Here is a 14,440-nt window from a genome sequence, read left to right as displayed (position 1 = left end):
CGGGAACTCTATAACCGATATTAGAACCCGGTATCGAGAGATCAATTCCGAAAGGACGGATCGAACATGCGATTATGGCTGTGTTTGTTACTGACGGCTACCCTGCTTACAAGTTGCGGAACTCGTTCTGAAAAGGCATCACCCTCTCCAAATAATCAAACAGGGAATGCGCCCCAGGCACAAAGCGTGGACCCTTATGCAACCAATATCAACGATAAAGAGGTCATGTCGGACCAGGAAAGACAAGAATATTTGGAACAACTGGTGAAAAAAGTCCCCGGCGTGAAAGGCGCGCATTGTGTCATTATGGGCAAAACCGCCATCGTAGGTATCGATGTAGATAGCCGCCTCGAACGTGCAAGGGTTGGAAGCATTAAATATACGGTAGCTGAAGCGCTTCGGAAAGATCCGCACGGGGCCGGCGCCATCGTCACCGCGGATATCGACTTAAATCAACGAATTGCCGAGATCGGCAAAAAAATCCGCGAAGGTCGGCCGGTATCCGGCTTCGCCACCGAGCTGGCAGATATTATCGGCCGGATCGTCCCTCAGATTCCGAACGATACCCGTCCGCCGGAAGGCAATCCGAAGCAAATGCAAATCGCCCCTGGCGACGGCGGAACGCGGCAAAATCTGCGTTAAGTTTGTCCCAAGAAGGAAAAAAAGCCTAGCGATCAATTCGCTAGGCTTTCTTCATGGCTTCAAACACTTGACGATCCAGCATGTCCGCAGCACGCTGGTCATAAACTTTGGCATATTCCGGCGGTGACACCAGTTGCGCGCCATAAAACAACGCGTTTCGCACCGCATCGATCTGGATGTCGAAACAGCACATATTAAACGGCACTCCATCCAGTGGATCCTGTACAACGGAAGCTCGGCCATTGATGGCATAAATCGTATCCTGGCCAAACACCGTCACCGTCGCCCGCGGATTGGCCTTCAAATTACCGACCAATCTGGAGCGATGATCCAGAGCCAGCCGCAACTTCGAAGGATCCACCGCATACACCCAAGAAATCGCACTGGATGTAGGGCCGCCGGATTCCTGATCCACCGTGTTCAACAGTACATACGTTTCGGACTGGAGTAGGGAATAAAGCGAATCAGACAATTGGGTTACGACTTCGGACATTAGACCAGCCCTCCTGTACGGTGTTACATCGGATTTCTGCTCAATACGCTTCAGCTATCCTTAAGTCAATTGTATTATAGCACGCATTAAAACTTGCATTCAATCGTCAGTTGACCTGTCCGTCTTCCGTCTCCCCGCTGTTTGCCTGCGCCGAACCTGCCTTCCCGTCGAGCTGATCCTTCAGCGCCTGCTTGGCCGCTTCGAGTTCATCCTGATGCAAGTACACGTACGGACTCTTCCAATCCCCGGTTACTGGCATGAAATCTACATTTTCCTTGGAAATATTCCAGTACGCTTGAATGATATTCTTCATTTGCTGCGATTCCAGGTCCGTCTCCAAATTCTTGCCGACGGATTCAATGACTTTGCCAGCCCCCATGACCCCATTCAGCGACTTCGCTTGATCAATCAGGGCGTGAAGCACTTCATTTTGTCGGCGGTTACGATCGAAATCATCCGAACCCTTCGTCTTCGGACTACAGTTCGATTTGCGGTAGCGAACATAACCTAACGCATCTTCCCCGTTCAGGTGCTGCTCGCCTTTCTTCAGATTGATATTCGTGCCATCCGCCGTATCCCGATAACACATGTTGGCATCCACATTGACGTCCACGCCGCCCAGCGCATCCACCACATCGCGGAACCCTTGGAAATTCAGCACCGTTACATAATCGATGTTGATCCCAAAAAACTTGCTCATCATCGTTTTCATTTCCTGAGTGGCAGGGATTCCTGATTTCTTCTCTGCCGCTAGGAAGTTCGGATAGTACGCATTGAGCTTATTCGTCTTATATCCGTCCAATTCCAGCTTCGTATCGCGCGGAAGAGAGACAACCGTGGCCGATTTCGTATCCGGGTTCATCGCGATGACCATCATCACGTCACTCAGATGGGTGCCGGTCTGCGGACGGTAATCCGTCCCTAGGAGCAACATCGTAATCGGCTTGACCTTGGCGGATTTCTCAGGTGCCACCTCGCCTGAGGTCCCTGTGGCATCGATCACCTTATCGGCGGTATAGAATAAATACCCTGCATAAAGGCCTACCCCAATCACTCCGATAATGAGGAGCGTCAGGACGGTTCGGAAGAACCGTTTGAGGCCGCTGGATTTTCTTTTTCGAGTGGAACCCCGTTTTGAAGCTTTTGTCGACCCTCGTTGGCCTTGCCCTCGTGGAGGTAAGCCGCTGCGGTTAGAACTCATGAACTAAAACACCTTATTTCTGTAAAAATGTTGTTGTATTCAATAAGACGTACCGAGCTTCGGAAAAGTTACCGGTTCGAAAGCGAAGGTAAATTATACCGATTTATCGCCAGACGGCGAACCCTTCTTGCTCTGCTTGTTCCGTCGTCCCTCGACAAAATAACGAATTCTCACCATAAGCATCAAAACGACAGCCACCAGCAAACATTGAATGATCGGCAGCTTATCAATTTGGAAAATAAGCAGCAGGAAGGAACCCAGCGCCATGAGGAGGTACAAAATAATCTCCTTAAACAGCGGCAGCTTCTGCTGTGCACGAAACACCTTATTGTAAACATAAATAATCAGCACGAAGATCAGCACGTAGGAAATTATCGGATGGCTGGCAAACCAAGCCTGCATAACGAAACCCTCCTTCAAATGGCAACCTTATTCCTAATTATAGGTTGGCTTCCGCCATTTTGCGATGTTTTTCTGCACGTTCCCGCTCGCTCTTGTTCAGAATCTTCTTGCGCAAGCGAACCGATTTTGGCGTAATTTCGCAATATTCGTCGTCATTCAAATATTCCAGCGCCTGTTCCAGCGAGAAGAGCCGCGGTGTCTTCATCTTCACTGTTTCGTCCTTCGTAGCAGAACGGACGTTGGTCAGTTGTTTTTCTTTACAAATATTTACAACGATATCATTATCGCGGGTATGCTCCCCTACGATCATACCTTCATAAATTTCTGTACCTGGTTCCACGAACAGGATGCCGCGATCCTCAATGGACAAGATCCCGTAAAGGGTCGAAACGCCGTTTTCACTGGAAACCAGCACGCCTTCATGACGTCCGCCAACTTGCCCGCCAACAAATGGACCATAGCTGTCGAACGCGTGGTTCATCACGCCGTAGCCGCGAGTCAACGTCAGGAAATGCGTCCGATACCCGATCAAGCCGCGGGCTGGAATCAAGAATTCCAAGCGAACTTGGCCATTACCGTTGTTGACCATATTCACCATTTCCGCTTTGCGGGAACCTAAACTTTCCATAACGGCGCCCATGCTCTCTTCCGGCACGTCGATCAGCAGGCGTTCGATCGGTTCCATCTTCACGCCGTCGATTTCCCGTACGATAACCTCAGGCTTAGATACTTGCAGCTCGTATCCTTCACGACGCATATTCTCGATCAGAATCCCCAGGTGAAGCTCACCACGGCCAGATACGATAAAGGCGTCCGGGCTGTCCGTCTCATCCACACGCAAGGAAACGTCCGTTTCGAGTTCCTTAAACAGACGCTCGCGCAGTTTACGGGAAGTCACCCATTTACCCTCACGTCCCGCAAACGGGCTGTTATTTACAAGGAACGTCATTTGCAGCGTTGGTTCATCGATTTTCAAGACCGGCAAGGCTTCCGGGTTGTTCGGATCGGCGATCGTTTCCCCGATATTGATATCCTTAATCCCGGCAACGGCGACGATGTCCCCGGCGCCCGCTTCTTCGATTTCCACGCGGCGCAAGCCTTGGAAGCCAAACAGCTTCTCGATGCGTGCAGTCTTCTTGCTGCCGTCACGGGTCATGACTGCGACAGATTGACCTTGGCGAATCACGCCGCGGTTCACTCGGCCAATGGCGATCCGTCCCAAGTATTCGTTATAGTCCATCAACGTGACGAGGAATTGCAGCGGCTCATCGACGTTCTCCGTCGGTGCCGGAATATGATCGATGATCGTTTCATACAATGCCAGCATGTTGTCATCCTGCTTCTCTGGATCCAGGCTGGATGTGCCGTTCAACGCCGAAGCGTAAACGACAGGGAAGTCCAACTGATCATCGCTGGCTTCCAACTCGATAAACAGATCCAGCACCTCGTCGATGACTTCGGCCGGACGTGCGGCCGGACGGTCGATTTTGTTCACCACAACGATAGGTGTCAGATGGTGTTCCAGCGCTTTGCGAAGTACGAACTTCGTCTGCGGCATGCAGCCTTCGTAAGCATCCACCACGAGCAGCACGCCGTCGACCATTTTCATAATCCGTTCTACTTCCCCGCCGAAGTCGGCGTGTCCCGGAGTATCCACAATATTAATCAAATAGTCTTTGTACGTAATGGCAGTATTTTTGGCCAAAATGGTAATTCCGCGTTCCCGCTCCAAATCGTTGGAGTCCATGGCCCGCTCTTGCACTGCTTCGTTCTCCCGGAAGATCCCGGATTGCTGCAGCAGTTTATCGACGAGTGTCGTTTTCCCGTGGTCAACGTGGGCAATAATCGCAATATTGCGAATTTGTTTTCTATCATGCATAGGTTTGTCTCCATATCCTTTCGTCTCTATAGATTATTGAGAAGGGTTTATCAATACAATTTGCACTTCGAACAGGAATTAGTCGACAAGACCAAGTGCCGTCTCATCCACCACAAAACAAAGCGTCGACTTAAATGCCGACGCTTGACATATCCCTTATATTATACGTGAAATCTTGAAATTTTCAAGAACTATCCCTGCCTCACCATGATCTCCGACGGTTGCCTCGACCTGCAATCAACCAAATCCCGGCAACGATTAGAACAATAGCCAAGAAATAAACGATGGATGAAGCAAACAACGTCCAGCCAAGCAAGAGGAGTGATATCGCTCCCAATATCATGGCGGCGATGAATATTCCGTTCTGCCGCTGAGGCGCGAAGTAACCATACTCAAACAAACCGACGGCAACGCCGAGGAAGAAGATCGGCCAGGTGTATTTCAAGGTTTGCCATCCACCGATAACCCCGGTAAAAAAAACAAGGCTGTAGACGACCAGAATGGCACCAGGAAGCAGTAATTCCGCAGGACCTTTCCGCCAGAAATGCCAGATGTGCAGCAAAATCCCAGGGATCAGCAGCAGCAGCGGCCAAAGCGCTCTTCCCAGAAAGCTGAAAAACCCTAATTTACCGAGCAGGATAATCACTCCGGCAGCGAGGATCAAGACGCCAGTCATGAGTTTGTTGTTGTCGGACATATCCACCACACACCTTCCAGAAGACAATGAGGGACAAGACGTTGCAATTTACGACATCCCCTTCACTTCCAGTTTATATGAATTCTGCCCAAAAAACCACTCGGCCTAAGGCGGGGCCCGATGTTTTTTTTCGGATGGTGTGGATGGAACTGCCGGGGGCGTTAGCTGCGCCCGGCGTTATATTTTCGCAGCCAGCCGAACATAATAACGACCGCGGCGGTTCCCGCCGGTACAGCTCGTGCCAATGCGGGGGCGGCCGCCGCAAGCGCTGGTCCAAGCTGCGGATCCTGCAGCAGCATATCTCCGGCAGTGTATCCGAGTATGCCTGCTCCGGCATAAACGAGGAGCGGCAGACGCTGCAGCCAATCGGCGATCAGATTGCTGCCCCAGACCACGATCGGAATGCTGATGGCGATCCCGATCACAAGAATCGACACATCGCCCTCTGCCAGCGCGGCGATCGCCAGTACATTATCCAAGCTCATAATAAAATCGGCGGCAAGAATCGTCTGCACCGCCTTCCACAATGAGCTTGCGCCCGCCACGCGGGAGTGTTCCTCCTGCGGCAGCAGCAGCTTTACGGCAATAGCAGCCAGCAGTACGCCGCCTGCCGCATGAATAAACGGGATTTTCAACAGTAACACGGCTACCCAGGTCAAGACGCAGCGCAGCAGTACGGCTCCCAGCGCTCCCCACCATACCGCCCGCTTACGTTGTTTAAGCGGCAAATTCTTGCTCGCCATAGCTATAACAACGGCGTTATCGCCGCTGAGTACGAGATTGATGATTAATATTTCCGATAACAGCAGCAAATGTTCCAAGCTTATCCCTCCCCCCTACAACTTGTATGAGGGATGTAGCCAAGCTATGCCACTTTAAAAAACAACTCTGGACAAATGAATCCTTTTAGAGATTTAATACGTATATACGTCTATAGAGGAAGTGACATAACGTGGACTTATTTAGCGCTGCTTTTTTTCTCGCCCTGATCAATATCATTTTTATCGATCTCATTTTGGCGGGTGATAATGCAATCGTCATCGGGATGGCGGCAAGAAAACTGCCCCACTCGGTCCAGAAGAAAGCCATTTTATACGGTACCATCGGTGCCGTGGTACTAAGGATCGCCGCAACGCTGATCGTCGTATGGCTGTTGCAAATCCCCTGGCTGCTGGCGGTAGGCGGATTGATGCTGGTCTTTATCGCCTACAAGGTGCTGGCGGATGAAGGCGGCCATGACAACATCGAAGCGAAGGATAAGCTATGGCCGGCGATCCGTACGATTATCATTGCCGACGCCGCCATGGGACTCGACAATGTCATCGCCGTAGCGGGGGCGTCCAAGCAGCACATGGTGCTGGTGGTGATCGGCCTGCTGATCAGCGTCCCGATCGTTGTTTGGGGTAGTACCTTGTTTATTAAACTGTTGGACAAGTTCCCTTGGATCGCATATCTTGGCGCTGCAGTACTTGCCTACACAGCCGCCAATATGATTACCGAGGAGCGCCATTTCGTGCATTTCTTCGAAGAGAATCCAGCTCTTCGTTATCTACTGATCGCCATTGTAATCGCCGCCGTACTGTTAGCGGGTTACATGAAGAAGCGCCAACAGCGCAAAGAAACTGAAGGAGCTCAGACGCATCCGGCAACCCGCTAGAAACAGTAAAACCCGCCGAAAGCCATTTGAATTGGCTTGGCGGGTTTCTCTTTTTTTATAGTTAGAACCAGCTTTCCTGAACGACATTATCCTCTGTGTTCTCCCGTCGCTTAATGGTGCGCCCAGGGCGGATAAAGATCGTTTCCGTATCCTCGACCGCTTTGTCAATCATTTCATCCAAATCCGTCAGCGAACGCTCCACATTCTCCAGGACTCGCAGATTCGGGTTGGTTGCTGGAGATTTCGGAACAAATAACGTACAACAATCTTCATAGGGCAAAATCGACAAGTCGTACGTGCCAATCTGCTGCGCCAACGCAATGATATCCACTTTGTCGGTCATCACCAACGGCCGAAGTATTTGCAGATTCGTTACGCGTCCGATCGCATTCATGCTGGACAACGTTTGGCTGGCTACTTGGCCCAAGCTGTCTCCGGTGACCAGAGCCAAGGCGCCATTCCGTTCCGCCAGCTTCGTGGCAATGCGCAGCATTGCTCTTCGCATCATCGTGATGATCAAGTTATCCTGACCGGTCTGTGCCAGCTTCGTTTGAATTTCAGTAAACGGCACGAGGTGCAGCTTAATGAAGCCGGAATACCTAGCTAACACTTGGGCTAAATCAATGACCTTCTGCTCGGCTTTTTTACTCGTAAAAGGATAGCTGTGGAAATGAACACATTCGATTTCCAATCCGCGACGCAGCGCCGACCAACCGGCAACCGGACTGTCGATTCCGCCGGACAAGAGCAGCATGGCTTTACCGTTTGAGCCGAGCGGGAATCCTCCTGCCCCCGGGATCACTTCACAGAACAAATACGTACCCTGCTCTCGAATCTCCACGCGCAGATCCACTTCGGGGTGATGAACGTCCACCTTAAGTTCGGGGTTCGCGTTCAGGATAGGAGTGCTGACCAGTCTGTTCATTTCATGCGACGAGTGGGGAAATGCCTTCCAGATCCGGCGGGCAGTCACTTTAAACTTCGTTCCCGGGGCCGGCCCCAGTTCGTTAATGAAATCAACTCCCGTCTGCAGAATATCTTCCAACCGGGAGGGGACAACTTTGATGGGAGACATCGAAGTTACGCCAAACACGTTCTTCATCTCCGCAATCATCGGCTCTAGCGGCTCTCCGTTGATGGCAATAAAAATTCTTCCATATTCTTTGATGACTTGCGCCCGGGGGAATTTATGCATCAGTGCTTTGACATGATTGTGAATCACTTGCTCGAAGCGTGAGCGATTTCGCCCCTTAAGGGTGATTTCTCCAAAACGGAGCAGCAGCATATCATATTCCATTTTAACGTTTCTCTCCTATCGTAAAGCCTGCAGCCGCTTCACACTTCGTTGCAACGCGGCAAGCAGGGCGTCAATGTCTCGTTCTTCATGTTCATCGCCTAGACTGATCCGAATGCCGGACGAGGCAACTTCCTTCGTTTTGCCCATAGCAAGCAGAATACGGCTTGGTTCACTTCGCTTGGAAGAGCAAGCTGAGCGGGTAGATACGAAAAAACCTTCTTCCTCCAGCATGTGCAGCAACGCCTCAGCTTTCATCCCCGGATAAGAAAAATGCACGATGTGCGGCGCGCCTTGCGCCGGGGAGTTGACCACAAGCTCCGGCAATTCTGCAAGCCCCTTCATCAGACGCTCACGCAAGCCATATAGCTTGGTTGCTCGAGTCTCGCGACCTTCCTTCGCCAGACGTAACGCCTTCGCGAAAGCCACGATATAAGGGATGTTCTCCGTACCTGAACGATAGCCGCCTTCTTGTCCGCCGCCAGCCAGCAGCGGCGCAAGCCGAAGCCCTTCTCGGACGTACAGCAGGCCTACCCCTTTGGGTCCTCTTAGTTTGTGCGCAGACAGGCTGTATAAATCAATTCCGTTGTCATTCAACGACAAGGGCAGCTTGCCAAAGCCTTGAACGCCGTCCACATGGAACAGCAACCTAGGGGCAGTCGCTTTCAGCATACGGCCGATTTCCTCCACCGGCTGTATGGTCCCGGTTTCGTTGTTCACATGCATGATCGTCACCAGCACGGTATCTGGGCGCAACGCTTCCCGCACCTGCTCGACGGTCACGCCTCCATTCTCGTCAACTGGAAGAATCGTCGTTTCCCAGCCCCATGAGGCCAACTGCTTGACACTCTCGAGTACAGACGGATGCTCCGTTGTCGTTGTGATTAAATGTTTGCCCCGTTCGATAAACTGGAGGGCAACCCCTTTAATGGCCATATTATTGCTTTCCGTCGCCCCGCCGGTAAACACGATTTCCCGAGGTTGAACGCCTAGTGCAGCGGCGCTTACCTCCCTTGCTTTGTCCAACAGCTTTGCACTATCTTCGCCCAGCCGGTGTAATGAAGACGGGTTGCCATAGTGCCTTGCCATTACTTCTGCTACAGTCTTGGTGACGTCCTCATAAGGCGGGGTCGTCGCCGCATGGTCGAAATAGATCATTAGGTTCACCTTCATCTCAAAAAAGATCAAATGAAAAACGCGTATTCCCGAAATCACCGCGATCGGAGCGTTTTCCATTTGATCTTTCGAATCATGTACTTCTCAATTTTATAACCAAATTAAGCCTCGTATTTCGCTTGCGCTCGCATAATCTTGGCAATATAGCCTTGCGTCTCCTGCGGCAATAAGTGGAACTTCTCCATCAGTTGCTCATCGTTGCTGATGCCCAGCCGTTGCAGTCTGCCTGGTCCAGCGTTGTAGGCCGCAAGAGCCGTTTTAATATCCCCGCCGTAACGGTGGATTTGATATGACAAATATTTGGTGCCGCCATCAATATTCTGCGCAGGATCAAACGGGTCGCTGACTCCCAGCCCTTTCGCCGTTGCGTCCATCAACTGCATCAGCCCTTTGGCTCCAGCGGACGATACCGCCTGCGGATTAAAGGAGGATTCCGTCGCAATGACCGCTTTGATCAGACTCTCCGGCACTCCATATCGCGAACTAGCTTCGGCAATCAAAGACTGCAAATCAGCGGTAACCTCCGCGGCTTGCCCCGGAACATCCCCTACTGTCGCTGCCGCAGCGGCCGTTAAGTAATTCGGAAGCAGCTCTGCAAAAGAGGCTGCGTCTAACGAATCTCCACCGTCGATCCCCGCAGAATATAGATACCCTTGAAGCGATGCTAATAAAGCTTGAGTATCAACACTGGAGCCGGTCTCAGGCAAAGATCTCTCGCCCTGCTCAGCCAACATCATTTCCTGAAGCAATATATCAAACAACGAGCCGTCCATATCCCCGGTTGCTCGTTCAGATGACGATTGTTGCAAATTTAATGGATTTAAAGACTGAAGCTGAATCAGCTGTTCCACCGTTCGCGGATCGATTTGCATGCGTAATAAGCTCCTTATCGAGGAATAACTAGTTCAATGCCTATATTTTACACGCAATCCGCGACGCATACCACCCTTTTTCGATAAAAGCTGCAGAAAAGAAAAGGCCAACGCCTTAAAGATGGCGTTAGCCGGTTAGTATGACGGTCATGATTCCAGCGCTTCCGCAGCCCCATCGGACGTCGGTTAGCGGGTAAATGGCATCAGTACAAAGTAGCTTAACGTGGATACGAGCCCCAGGCCGATCGCCCAAGCCCCAGATGTTTTGTTGCCTTGGCTGTAGGCATAGAAGCCCATAACCGCAGCCAGCGGCCCCAGAATAATCGACCAAAAGAACAATGAGGCGATCCCTAAACCCACGCCGACATAACCAACGGTGCGTCCTGCCGTATCGTTGTTATCTATAGCATCGTGAGATTCATCGGATCTTTCACTGCGGATCACGTTACCGCTGTACGTCCCGGCCGGGGTAACCTCGGCCGCATACTCCTCACGGTGCTCACGGTTCACTTTACGCGGATAGTCGGTGCGGCTCTTTTCGGCCGATTTTTTGTGCGGTTTGTCTGATTTGGTATCCGTCATCTGAAGCACCTCCGTGAAATGTGTTTCCTTACGACGATTTGAACTTCGGTTTAAACGTATGGCAGCAAGTGGAAGCGGACGATGCAGCAGCATCTTGGTGTTCCGTATCAAACGATTCACCGGCGAACTCCGCCGAATAATGGTTCTTCGCATGCTGGTCGACATCGATCATAATGACGTCGGCATTGCACACATTTTTCTCTCCCCAATAGGTGCAGTTGGATACGCTACATTTAACTATGGGTTTTTCCCCATTTGGCATATTGATCACCTCGCGTATCATTTTCTCCCCGGTCTGATTCCCTTATGCGCTGCGCGATTAGCAAATCGTTCCCAAAAATAAAAAGATGCCGTCATCACGGCATCTTGTCGTTTCATTTGCATTTTATTTGGCGGAACGGTTTAATCGCAATTGGGTTAAATAATCGCTCTCATAATAATTGAGATCGTCCCGCAATTCCTCAAAAATTCCGGTGATATCCAGCACGATGTCACGCGCCGCGCGAACCGGTTTCTTGCGGAATCGAATGGCATCCTGACCCGTATAGGCGTATCTGCCATCTTCGGAATAGCTTTCATTTTTAGGATAGAAGAAGTTATTAACGCAATCATGATACACATGGTACAGCACTTTCTCAGCAGCTTCCTCGTCAAAGGTACCGCGACGGAGGGCAACGCCTAGCTTCTCGTAGCAAACCTCACTGAACACAAGCAGGTGACGCAGATCTGACAAAAATCCTTGGTAAAACAATACTCTGTCTTCGTCTTGGCCTTCCATTAGCTGCGGCAAAGAATGATGGTTTAAGAACGTTTCAAGCTTCTGTACCGCTTGTTTTAGCTTCTCTCGAGTGGCTTCACACAACTGCCTGATGTTATTGGCTTGTGGCATGCGAACAATTCTCCTTCACCTGTAATGATCGGTATAGTCATTAACGAAATTATCGTAACACAATTTTACAGAATACGGTATCCCTCAAGAATAAAATCAGGGGCATCACCTCACGCTATGGCTATGGACATTGGACATATAATAAAGGAGGTTTACTGATGAACTGGCGCAGATGGGCCGCTTGGGGGTTGACGGGGGCCGCGGCAGTAGCTGCGGTTTCGCTTCTCTTCCCATCCTCGGACAATGACAAGACGACTCCGCGGAATTCCGTAACTCAACTATCCGTGCCAAAGCCGGCGGAGGAGCAGAAATTAAAGCAAAGCATGCTGAAGCGGGATATGACTGCTACCGAACGGTTATCTCGCATGGACGCACGGGGCCATCTTCGTTCGCTTGCGGCAAGCTCTTCCGGCGGCAGTATAGGTGACAAGCTGCAACGTGCTGCGCGGGAATTGCAGAAGGATCATAAGCATTTTCAGGCGATCCTCTGGTACGATGCCAAGAAAGGGCAAACCCGGCAGTTTCGGCGAGAGGATTTTAAACCGGACCCGGCTGTAAGCAAGCAACTCAACACCTATTTGGGGTACGCGAAAAAGGCGTTAAGCAAATCAAGCAGTTATGAATCGCCATCGTTCCCGGAGAAGCAGCCAAAATATTTCATTGCCGCAGAGCCTGTAAAAGGGAAAAAGCAAGGGATTATCGCGGTGATGGACATCGGGATCTTAGGTCGGGTGCAGGATCATCAGAATAAAAACCTGCGGTTGATCCCTTATCCGAAGGAAGGCAAGTTCAAGGTGGAATCGGTGCATGCGGACACGCTGAAAGACATCACGGTGAAAACAGGACATGACAACGAAAAAGCAAGCCATTATTATGAGAACGAAATCGTGGTGACGTTCCACAGCAAGCCTACGGACGAGCAAATGAAGCAGATGTTGGCGGACATCTCCGGCAAACCGCCGCGGAAGCTGAACAGCACCTACATTTTCCGTTCGGATACAATGAGCATGCAGCAGTTGAAGCAATATTTTCAGAATAAATGGAAGCCGAAGTATATCGAGCCGCATTATCTGTATCTGACCAATGAAACCGGCGACAGCATTTGGGACGACCCGGGAAGTTACTATTACGAAGACGATCAGGTATCCGACACCCAAGGTACCGAAGAAACTCCCGAGATTCCAAACGATCTGCTGTTCTCCGAATACCAATGGAACCTGCCGATTATTGAAACGAATCGCGGCTGGAAATTATCCAAGGGCAGCAATGATGTGATCGTAGCAGTTGTAGACACCGGCGTGGATTTGAAGCATCCCGACCTGCAGGGGCGGTTGCTGAAGGGATACAATGTGATCAACCCGGACCAAGAGCCCACCGATGATGTAGGTCATGGCACGCATGTGGCGGGCATTATTTCCGCCAATGTGAACAACGGCGAAGGGATCGCCGGCATGATGTGGGGCGGTAAAATCTTGCCGGTCAAGGCGCTCGATCAATCCGGCTCAGGCACAACCTATTCGGTGGCTCAAGGCATCATCTGGGCGACCGACCACGGCGCCAAAGTGATTAATATGAGCCTGGGCAACTACGCCGACGCTCAATTTTTGCATGAAGCAATTAAATACGCCTATGAGCGGGATGTGGTGTTGATTGCGGCTACGGGCAACGATAACACCGAACGGCCGGGTTACCCTGCAGCTTATCCGGAAGTGTTGTCCGTGTCAGCAACCGACTATAATATGCAAAAGGCTTCCTTCTCCAACTACGGCGATTATATCGACGTGATGGCGCCAGGGGAAAGCATTGCCAGCACCTATCCGGATAATCAATATGCCGCGTTATCTGGGACATCGATGGCAAGCCCGCACGTCGCAGCCCTTGCTGCTCTGATCCGATCGGTCAATCCGGACCTGAAGAACACCGAGGTCATGGACATCATCCGGAAGAACGTGATCGATTTGGGTGACAAAGGACGGGACAAATATTATGGATATGGGCAAATCGACGTCTATGCCGCGTTGCAGGCTGCTGGCGGCAGTGCAGCTCCGCTGCAGTTCTGGCCGCAGTCGGTCCAACAGAAAATGGATCGCGCAGTAGAGCGCGCGAAATAAATTTCTAAACCAAAAGCCTCCGCATCGCTGGATACATCCAAGCGATGCGGAGGCTTTAACATTGATATAGGTCATGTTCCCTTTAGTGATGAAAGTTTGCCATAAGCCGGGTTCTGTACTCGTTGCGGTATAACGGGAACCACCCTCCCGCCTTGAGTGACAATCATCTATCTAGGCCGCACATTACTGAACGGCTCCAGCAACCAACCCGGACGCGCCTCGGGCAAAGGCCGCTTCGCGAAGAAGCTGCGTCCCATTAGGTCTTGCTCCAGGTGGGGTTTACCAGGAACGAAGTCGCCAGCGTTCCTCGGGGTCTCTTACACCTCGGTTCCATCCTTGCCTGTGATCCTCCACGAAGTGGAGAAATCCATCGGCGGTCCATTTCTGTGGCACTATCCTTCAGCTCGCGCTGACTGGACGTTATCCAGCACCCTGCCCTGTGGAGCCCGGACTTTCCTCCCGCGGCTTTGCAGCCGCCGGCGATTGTCTGTCAAACTTTCGTAAGGCAACACTAGTTAGTATACAGACATTGATGTCTGCTGACA

The 14,440-nt window shown here is 51.2% G+C and carries 15 protein-coding genes and 1 other RNA gene; 3 read left to right on the top strand and 13 right to left on the bottom strand.

What is annotated here, in order from left to right; genetic code table 11:
* Positions 1–66: 66 nt before the first annotated feature.
* Entirely contained in the window at positions 67–642 is a 576-nt protein-coding gene (locus tag PBA01S_RS04060; protein WP_085169632.1) for a YhcN/YlaJ family sporulation lipoprotein, read from the top strand.
* A gap of 40 nt (positions 643–682) precedes the next feature.
* Here PBA01S_RS04060 and PBA01S_RS04055 read toward each other — a convergent pair whose 3' ends face one another.
* The 6 genes from PBA01S_RS04055 to PBA01S_RS04030 form a co-directional block, all read right to left on the bottom strand.
* Entirely contained in the window at positions 683–1,135 is a 453-nt protein-coding gene (locus PBA01S_RS04055; protein ID WP_016311484.1) for a pyridoxamine 5'-phosphate oxidase family protein, read from the bottom strand.
* A gap of 106 nt (positions 1,136–1,241) precedes the next feature.
* Positions 1,242–2,336 (bottom strand): LCP family protein, encoded by a 1,095-nt coding sequence (locus PBA01S_RS04050; RefSeq protein ID WP_085279277.1) that lies wholly within the window; start codon positions 2,334–2,336, stop codon positions 1,242–1,244.
* A gap of 93 nt (positions 2,337–2,429) precedes the next feature.
* Positions 2,430–2,738, bottom strand: a complete 309-nt coding sequence (locus tag PBA01S_RS04045) for a YlaH-like family protein (protein ID WP_085169634.1) — start codon at positions 2,736–2,738, stop codon at positions 2,430–2,432.
* A gap of 37 nt (positions 2,739–2,775) precedes the next feature.
* On the bottom strand, positions 2,776–4,617 hold the full coding sequence (typA, locus tag PBA01S_RS04040) for a translational GTPase TypA (protein ID WP_016311481.1): 1,842 nt from the start codon (positions 4,615–4,617) through the stop codon (positions 2,776–2,778).
* A gap of 202 nt (positions 4,618–4,819) precedes the next feature.
* Entirely contained in the window at positions 4,820–5,314 is a 495-nt protein-coding gene (locus tag PBA01S_RS04035) for a hypothetical protein (protein WP_127575401.1), read from the bottom strand.
* Between the two features lie 161 nt (positions 5,315–5,475).
* Positions 5,476–6,135 carry a TerC family protein gene (locus PBA01S_RS04030; protein ID WP_127575400.1) on the bottom strand — a complete coding sequence of 220 codons (660 nt, stop codon included), beginning with the start codon at positions 6,133–6,135 and terminating at the stop codon, positions 5,476–5,478.
* A 131-nt stretch (positions 6,136–6,266) separates the two neighbouring features.
* Between PBA01S_RS04030 and PBA01S_RS04025 the strand changes: the two genes are divergently transcribed.
* A complete protein-coding gene (locus tag PBA01S_RS04025) occupies positions 6,267–6,971 on the top strand; it encodes a TerC family protein (protein ID WP_127575399.1) in 705 nt (234 codons plus the stop codon).
* 61 nt (positions 6,972–7,032) lie between these two features.
* Here the strand turns inward: PBA01S_RS04025 and thiI are convergent, their stop codons facing one another.
* The 6 genes from thiI to PBA01S_RS03995 form a co-directional block, all read right to left on the bottom strand.
* Positions 7,033–8,268 (bottom strand): tRNA uracil 4-sulfurtransferase ThiI, encoded by a 1,236-nt coding sequence (thiI, locus tag PBA01S_RS04020; protein ID WP_016311477.1) that lies wholly within the window; start codon positions 8,266–8,268, stop codon positions 7,033–7,035.
* Between the two features lie 15 nt (positions 8,269–8,283).
* Positions 8,284–9,423 (bottom strand): cysteine desulfurase family protein, encoded by a 1,140-nt coding sequence (locus PBA01S_RS04015; RefSeq protein WP_127575398.1) that lies wholly within the window; start codon positions 9,421–9,423, stop codon positions 8,284–8,286.
* 119 nt (positions 9,424–9,542) lie between these two features.
* A complete protein-coding gene (locus tag PBA01S_RS04010) occupies positions 9,543–10,313 on the bottom strand; it encodes a lytic transglycosylase domain-containing protein (protein WP_127575397.1) in 771 nt (256 codons plus the stop codon).
* A gap of 186 nt (positions 10,314–10,499) precedes the next feature.
* Positions 10,500–10,895, bottom strand: coding sequence for a hypothetical protein (locus tag PBA01S_RS04005; RefSeq protein WP_127575396.1), 396 nt, complete (start codon positions 10,893–10,895; stop codon positions 10,500–10,502).
* 28 nt (positions 10,896–10,923) lie between these two features.
* A complete protein-coding gene (locus PBA01S_RS04000; RefSeq protein ID WP_127575395.1) occupies positions 10,924–11,157 on the bottom strand; it encodes a DUF1540 domain-containing protein in 234 nt (77 codons plus the stop codon).
* Between the two features lie 123 nt (positions 11,158–11,280).
* The gene (locus tag PBA01S_RS03995; RefSeq protein WP_085169640.1) at positions 11,281–11,784 is read right to left on the bottom strand and encodes a YpuI family protein; all 504 of its coding nucleotides are present in this window, start codon (positions 11,782–11,784) and stop codon (positions 11,281–11,283) included.
* A 158-nt stretch (positions 11,785–11,942) separates the two neighbouring features.
* Here PBA01S_RS03995 and PBA01S_RS03990 point away from each other — a divergent pair, with 158 nt between their 5' ends.
* A complete protein-coding gene (locus PBA01S_RS03990) occupies positions 11,943–13,895 on the top strand; it encodes a S8 family peptidase (protein ID WP_127575394.1) in 1,953 nt (650 codons plus the stop codon).
* Positions 13,896–13,982: 87 nt separating this feature from the next.
* Here the strand turns inward: PBA01S_RS03990 and rnpB are convergent.
* Positions 13,983–14,394, bottom strand: an RNA gene (gene rnpB, locus PBA01S_RS03985) — RNase P RNA component class A.
* Between the last annotated feature and the right edge of the window lie 46 nt (positions 14,395–14,440).

Source organism: Paenibacillus barengoltzii NBRC 101215, from assembly GCF_004000745.1.
Classification (GTDB): domain Bacteria; phylum Bacillota; class Bacilli; order Paenibacillales; family Paenibacillaceae; genus Fontibacillus; species Fontibacillus barengoltzii.
This window is presented reverse-complemented; position numbering and strand designations above follow the sequence as displayed.